Genomic DNA, 6,963 nt, shown 5'->3' on the forward strand with positions numbered 1-6,963 from the left:
CCCGGTTGCTTCGGCGAGGGGGCCGAGTGATTTTTCCAGCATCTCTGTTCTGGTGCCGCCCGGACAGACTGCATTACAACGGATTTTGTTGGGGCCGAAATCTAGCGCAACCTGCTGGGTGAGCATAATAAGTCCTGCCTTTGAGGCGCAGTAGGCCGGCATGCCGGGCAGGCAGCGCAGGCCGCCCAGGGAAGCAATGTTGATGATAGAACCACCGCCGCCCTCAATCATATAGGGTATGGCTACCTTCATCAGATACATAGGACCGGTGAGGTTTATTTCCAGAACGCTGTGCCAGAGCGCCGGGTCTATGTCAACAACGGTGGTGCCGCCCGGGTCTATGGCGGCATTGTTCACCAGCACGTCGAGTTTGCCGGTAAACCCGAGCGTTGTTTCAACCATGCGCTGGACGTCTTCGAGGTTGGTTACATCTCCGGCGCATGCCACCACGGTCCCTTCCGGCAGCGATTGAGCCACTTTGTCGAGCATTGCCTGACGGCGACCGCTGATACATATCTTTGCTCCGTCGGCCACAAACCGTTCGGCAATGGCGGTGCCGATACCCGTGCCCGCTCCGGTAATGAGGGCTACTTTTCCGTCTAGTTTCATTTCTGTCTCCGCTTAAGTTCGCCAAAGGCGAGGCCGCTTGCCAAAGGCAAGTGCGCCCGCCGAAGGCAAGTGTAGTTGAAAACCGCGCGCTTTTGGCGCATCAGTTTATAATCCTAGATAAGCTTTTCTGACATGGTCACTCTGGAGAAGCTCTGCGCAGTCCCCTTCCAGGCATAGATGACCGTTTTCCAGCACATAGGCCCGGTCGGCGATTTCCAGGGTGTGCTTAACATTTTGCTCGATCAACAAGATGGTAATCCCCTGGTCGCGGAGCTGCTGGATGATGCGGAACATTTCGGCCACCAACAAGGGGGCCAAACCATAAGAAGGCTCGTCAAAAAGGCACAACCGTGGCTTTGACATCAAGGCCCGGCCGATGGCCAGCATTTGATGTTCGCCCCCACTTAAGGTGCGGGCTAATTGCCGCTCCCTTTCCTTGAGATTGGGAAAAACTTGATAAACCTGCGCAAATGTTTCCTCCTTTTGTTTCCAGGCGTGGAGGGGATACGCCCCCATATCTAAATTTTCCCGCACCGTCATATCGGGAAATATCCTTCCGCCTTGGGGGACATGCGAAATGCCCAGTTCCACGATGGCATGCGAGGGGAGATTATCTATCCGCTGGCCGAGGAACATCACCTGCCCTGAAGCCGGCCGCAGTAAACCGGATATTGTATTAACCAGGGTTGTTTTTCCGGCCCCATTTGAGCCAACCAGGGCCACGATTTCGGCCTCATTGACTTCTAAACAAACATCCCAAAGTGCTTGCACCTTACCATAAAGGGTATCTACATTACATACTTCCAGCATACGCCTACTCTCCTAAGTATACTTCCACCACTCTTTTGCTGGTGGCAATTTCCTGGGGGGGACCTTCGGCAATTTTCTCGCCGTGGTGGAGGACTATAATGCGGTCGCAGATGCTCATAATGGCCTTCATTACGTGTTCAACCATGAAAATAGTAATCCCCCTATCCCGCATCATGGTTACCGCCTCCATCGCCTGGCCTACCTCGGTGGGGTTTAGGCCGGCCATCAACTCATCAAGCAGCAATAAGTCTGGCTTGGTGGCCAAGGCTCTGGCCACTTCAAGTCGCTTCTGATTAGCCAGGGTCAAGTCTTTGGCCGGGGTCGCGCGCATGGCCGACAACCCCACAAATTCTAATAATTCCGTAGCTTCCCTGGCGGCGTCGGCGGCTGACATCCCGGTTGGCGCGCCGAATAACGCCCCCATTAATACATTGTCAAGCACTGACAGATGGGTGAAGACTTTAACCGACTGAAACGTTCTGGCCAGGCCCATCCGGCAGATTTGATGCGGCCTTAAGTCAGTAATGTTTTCACCTTTAAATTTGATGGTGCCTTTTTTAGAAACAAGCGCAGACGATATTAAATTAAACAGTGTTGTTTTTCCGGCCCCATTGGGGCCAATCAGCCCCACAATTTCGCCCTGGTCAACGTGAAAGTTGACATTTGATACTGCGGCTAATCCGCCGAAATGTTTGGTTATCCCTTCACCTTCAAGTATTGGCATATTGTTCTCCTGAATTTCTTTTTATCCCGTTTGCTGCGGAGACTTTTTTTAACCCGAAGAGCTTGACTCTTGCGCAACGGTTTCAGTTTCACTCACAGGGGGACTGATTTCTTTTTTTACTGATAGGCGCGTCCGTCCCTTTTGGACCAACCCTACCAGTCCATCGGGTAGGTATAAAATGGCCACAATTAATATAATGCCAAAAATGAGCATATAGTGGTAGGGAAACCGGGTGATCAGAATCTCTTCCAGGTAGGTAAAAATAACTGCGCCTAAAACAGGGCCGTAAGGCTGCCCCAGTCCGCCAAAGATAGCCATCAAAACCGGCATAAACGAAAAGAGCGGGTTAAAGGAGATGTAGGGGTCAATATACGTCCAGCGGGTGGCCATAATAGACCCGGCAGCGCCGATGAATAAGGCGCTGATGGCAAAGGTGATTACCTTCACCAGGGTTACATTGACGCCGATGTGCGCCGCCGCCTCCTCGTTCTGCCCAATACTTTGCAAGGCTAATCCATATTTAGAGCGTCTGATCAAGTAGGCGGTCAACATTAATATCACCAAAATAATGAACATAACATAATAAATGGTATTGTTATCAACCAAGATAACAAAGCGACCGCGCGTGCCTGTCATATTAATTTCATACCAGAGCAGAAGATGTTTGATAAGCTCAACCAGCCCAAAGGTGAATATGGCAAAATAGATACCTTTCAACCTCAGCGTCAATGCGCCAACGAGCAAGGCCAGACAAAAACTGACCAGGCCGCCACAAATGACAACCAACGGTAAAGGTAACTTCATCCCCAAGATAGCCGAAGTATAGATGCCGACTCCAAAAAATGCGGCCGTTGCCAGGGAGATGTAGCCGGTAGGACCGGAAAACATAACCCAGCTCACGGTCAGAACGATATACATTAAGATGCTGGTTAATAGGATCACGGTATAGATTGAAGCATAGAGTGGTGAAGTTCCTAACAGAACCAGGATGATAAGCAGCAGCCCCGGTATCCATACCTTTTTTAAGTCAATTTTGCTCATATTCATTTCTCTAGTTCCCCATAATCCCTGTTGGCCTTACCAGCAACAGCAGGATGAAGATGACATAATAGGTAACCAGGGCCAACCCAGGATCGAAATAGGTAACGATGCTACCAACCAGGCCCAGGATGAAACCGCCGATAAAACTGCCGGGGATACTGCCCAATCCACCCAGGACAACCACGATAATGGCGATGATGGTATACTCCATTCCCATCACGCCGTGCACCGGATAGCACATACTGATCAGCATGCCGGCCATGGCCGCCAAAGCTGCGCCAAAACCAAAGCATAAAGCCAGTACCTGGTTGATGTTTACCCCCATCAGGCCCGCAGTGGCCGGGTCTTGGGCTGCCGCCCTGATGGCTTTGCCCATGCGCGTACGGGCCAAAAAGATATAAAAAGCCAGGCCGATGGCTACGGCAAACCCGAGGGTCACCAGGCGGTTAGCGCCAAATAGCGCTCCCCCCAAGTTGACCGGAACGGCCAAATAAGAGTAGCCCCTCATTTCAGGCCCCCAGATTATTAGCGCGATGTTTTGAATGATGAACATCAGGCCAAAAGAAGCCAACATAGAGTTGCTCTCAAAAATACTGGATGAAGTTGACGAAGCTAAAAGGCGTTTGAACAAAGTCCGGTGGATGATAAAACCTAAAATAAAGGCAGCAGGGCCGCAAACAGCCAAGGCTACCAGCGGGTTAAGGCCAAACGCGGTGTATAATGTCCAGGTGGTTAAACCCCCGAGCATAATAAACTCGCCGTGGGAGATATTTAAGACCCGGGCTACACCGTACTGTAGGCTAAGCCCCATGGCAATCAAGGCATAAAGGCCGCCCAGCAGCAACCCGGCAATCACGATGTCCAGGATGGTTACAATCATAATGATAATCCTCTAAGCTGATGATTTAAGGGAGCAGGCAATCCAAACGGCGTCTGTTCTTTACCTTTTTAGACAGCCTGCTCACAGTTTTTAAGGCGCTATGGCCTTATCCCGTTGGCCACTCGGGCTTGGGATACACTAATTCGGCAGTAGCATGCTCTTTAGGCCCGACAACTTCAAACAAGCCATTTATCCATTGACCAATCTCCCCGGTATGGCAATCCTTGGATAGCAGCCCGTTCTCATACCAGGTCTCCCCCAGAACCGTATCGAACTTCTCGGTAGCAAGAATTTCCCTGATTTTTTCTTGGTCTAAGGTCCCGACCTTCTCGATAGCCTGCTTCCAGGTTTCCAGGCCGGCCCAATAGAGCGGATGTCCCCAGGGGTCCTGCACGTCTTCCGGCTTACCGGCCCAGAGCTTATCAGCCAGTGCCTTTGCCGCCTCAGATTGCTTGGGGTTAAAGGAAGTGAAGCCCATAACGCCCTCTACTGCGGGGCCAAATGCGGTATGGTAGAAGCCGAAGTTAATCCCGGGACCGCCGACCCATGCCTTGGGGTTATAGCCAAGTTCCATAGATGTGCCGGTGGCCGGCATGTTTTGGTCCGGGTAGGCAAAGCAGCAGAAGATATCCGCCTCGGATGCTTTAGCATCTTTGATTACTGGTGACAGATCCTTAATGTCGGGGGGGAGGCTTTTGATGCCTACAACTTCGATGCCTTTCTTGGGGAACTCGATACCGCTCACGCCCGAGTACTCAATGCCGTGCAAGTCGGCAATGTAGGTCACGTAGGCTGTCTTCGCTCCCGCCTCTGATAGAATGTCTGCCAGCACCGGAATTTGATACCAATCAGAGAAGCTCAGGGTGACAAACACGTAGGGCAGGCTGGGTAGCATATCCTTGAGGGAGGTAGCGCCACCCTCGGCCGTTATCAGCACATAGCCATATTTATTGGCAATCGGGGCCTGGGCAAAGAGGAAGGCTGTACCGGAGGCAGGCCACAGGAAGTCAACCTTGTCCTCGACAATCAATTTTTCCGTCAGCCGTGTCATGGTGCCCACATCGCTCTTATCATCATAAACTATTAACTCTATGGGCAATTTTTTGCCATATTCCTCAACGTAAACGCCCCCATCGGCATTAACTTCTTCAACAAAGGTCTCATAGACCGGGCGAAAGGCGGAATCGCCGATGACGGCATTCCAGCCAGAGAGAGGTCTGGACAACCCCACCACAATTTTGTCTTTGGCCGGTGGGGCTGGGGCCTCGGTGGGCGCTTCGGCTGGCGCTTCAGCAGGCGCTGGGGTCGCTGGGGCGCATGCCGCAGCCAGCAATCCTACGCCGGTTAGGGCGGCCCCCTGAAGGAATTCACGGCGGCTCAGATTTTTTTTGGTATTCATATTTTTGTCCTCCTTATTTGGACTCATGAATATGTTGCTATATTTTGCTTGAATTGCTCCTAACTTTTTACCTGGTTACAAGAGAGCAAACTATTTTTACATATTTTCCTCCTCTCTTATAGCTTTTCAGATAATGTTTTTGGGTCGGCTTACCCCGGTAAAAACTCAAAATCTTTTTCTGAAAAACTATATCTTCACCACATGTTTTTTAGATAAAATCCAGAGACGTCAGCCCCCATAAACAGTTTGCAAAATGTTCACCAGGACGCCGTTCTGGATTTCATCGTCCATTTTGAGGAGACGGTCTTCCATAACAACCACTAATCCTTGAGATTCTAAGATTCTCAGCCGGGCCAGCAAGTTTTTCACTGTGGCCGCCCCATCCGGCAGTTCAACCTCAAGGCCCGCTGAATGTTGGTAGCCGGGGAAACGTTGGCTCAAGGTTCCGTATATTTTCACCTTCACCTTCATGCTTACTTCCCGCTAAAAACAAAGATGCTGTCAATCAAACGGTTCGTCACTCATAAGTAAAAATCTATTTGGGGCTACGGCCGCAAAACCGGCTTGATCACGCGCCCCTGTTCCATATCGGCCACGGCCTGGTTGATGTCGTCAAAGGGATAAAATTTGATCAAGCGGTCAAAGGGAAATCGTCCCTGGCTATACAGGTCAATCAGTTTGGGAATGAACAGGTCCGGGATGGCGTCGCCGCCGAGGATCCCCTTGACCGTCCGGCCATTCATGATCAGGTCCATATCCAGGCCAACCTCTGTGCCTGGCGGCACGACTCCCAGCAGCCCGCAGACCCCCAGGCGGGGCAGGACGTCCACCGCTTGACGTAGCACCTTGGGATTGCCCACACACTCCAGGCTGAATTCCGCGCCGCCGCCGGTTATATCCCGGATAGCCTCAACCGGGTCTACTTTGCTGGCATTAACGGTATGGGTGGCCCCCAATTCTTTGGCCATTTCCAGCCGGTCCGCATTAACGTCTACCGCGATGATGGTGGTGCAGCCGCACACCATCGCTGCCATTATCGCGCTCATCCCCACCGTGCCGGCGCCAAAAACGGCAAGGGAAGCCCCGGGCCTGGGCCGGAATGAATTCATCACCGCCCCGGCGCCGGTCATCACGCCGCAGCCCATGGGGGCCAGGGCCTCGAGGGACACGTCCTCCCGCACCTTAACCACATTCCGCTCGTTAGCCAACGCGAAATCGGCAAAGGAGGACTGGCAGAAAAAGGAGCCGTGGACGACCTGGTCGCCCTTGCGCAGGGTCGTGGTCCCGTCGGGACGAGCGCCGTGGAAATTGTGCAAGAAGAAATTCAGGCAATAGAGAACCTGGCCAGCCTTGCATGAGGGGCATGCCCCGCAGTAGTCCCAGGCCAAAACCACGTGATCGCCCGGTTTGACTTTGGTGACGCGTGCCCCTACCTTTTCCACAATCCCGGCCCCTTCGTGTCCAAAAACGCTTGGCGGGGGGGGGATGGGCAAATGCCCG

At 52.4% G+C, this 6,963-nt stretch carries 8 protein-coding genes; all 8 read right to left on the minus strand.

The window, feature by feature from the left end; all coding sequences use genetic code 11:
- Positions 1 to 609: SDR family NAD(P)-dependent oxidoreductase (locus tag JW953_16445; GenBank protein ID MBN1994289.1), on the minus strand; the 609-nt coding region annotated here is incomplete at its 3' end.
- A 105-nt stretch (positions 610 to 714) separates the two neighbouring features.
- A complete protein-coding gene (locus JW953_16450; GenBank protein MBN1994290.1) occupies positions 715 to 1,419 on the minus strand; it encodes an ABC transporter ATP-binding protein in 705 nt (234 codons plus the stop codon).
- Between the two features lie 4 nt (positions 1,420 to 1,423).
- Positions 1,424 to 2,143 (minus strand): ABC transporter ATP-binding protein, encoded by a 720-nt coding sequence (locus JW953_16455; protein ID MBN1994291.1) that lies wholly within the window; start codon positions 2,141 to 2,143, stop codon positions 1,424 to 1,426.
- Positions 2,144 to 2,191: 48 nt separating this feature from the next.
- Entirely contained in the window at positions 2,192 to 3,190 is a 999-nt protein-coding gene (locus tag JW953_16460; protein MBN1994292.1) for a branched-chain amino acid ABC transporter permease, read from the minus strand.
- Between the two features lie 4 nt (positions 3,191 to 3,194).
- Positions 3,195 to 4,064, minus strand: a complete 870-nt coding sequence (locus JW953_16465) for a branched-chain amino acid ABC transporter permease (protein ID MBN1994293.1) — start codon at positions 4,062 to 4,064, stop codon at positions 3,195 to 3,197.
- Between the two features lie 106 nt (positions 4,065 to 4,170).
- Entirely contained in the window at positions 4,171 to 5,463 is a 1,293-nt protein-coding gene (locus JW953_16470; protein MBN1994294.1) for an amino acid ABC transporter substrate-binding protein, read from the minus strand.
- Between the two features lie 228 nt (positions 5,464 to 5,691).
- Complete coding sequence (locus JW953_16475) at positions 5,692 to 5,934, minus strand: hypothetical protein (protein MBN1994295.1); 243 nt, start codon at positions 5,932 to 5,934, stop codon at positions 5,692 to 5,694.
- Between the two features lie 74 nt (positions 5,935 to 6,008).
- Positions 6,009 to 6,963, minus strand: a 955-nt coding sequence (locus JW953_16480) for an NAD(P)-dependent alcohol dehydrogenase (protein MBN1994296.1), incomplete at its 5' end; no start/stop codon positions are given.

The organism is Anaerolineae bacterium, assembly GCA_016931895.1.
GTDB lineage: Bacteria > Chloroflexota > Anaerolineae > 4572-78 > J111 > JAFGNV01.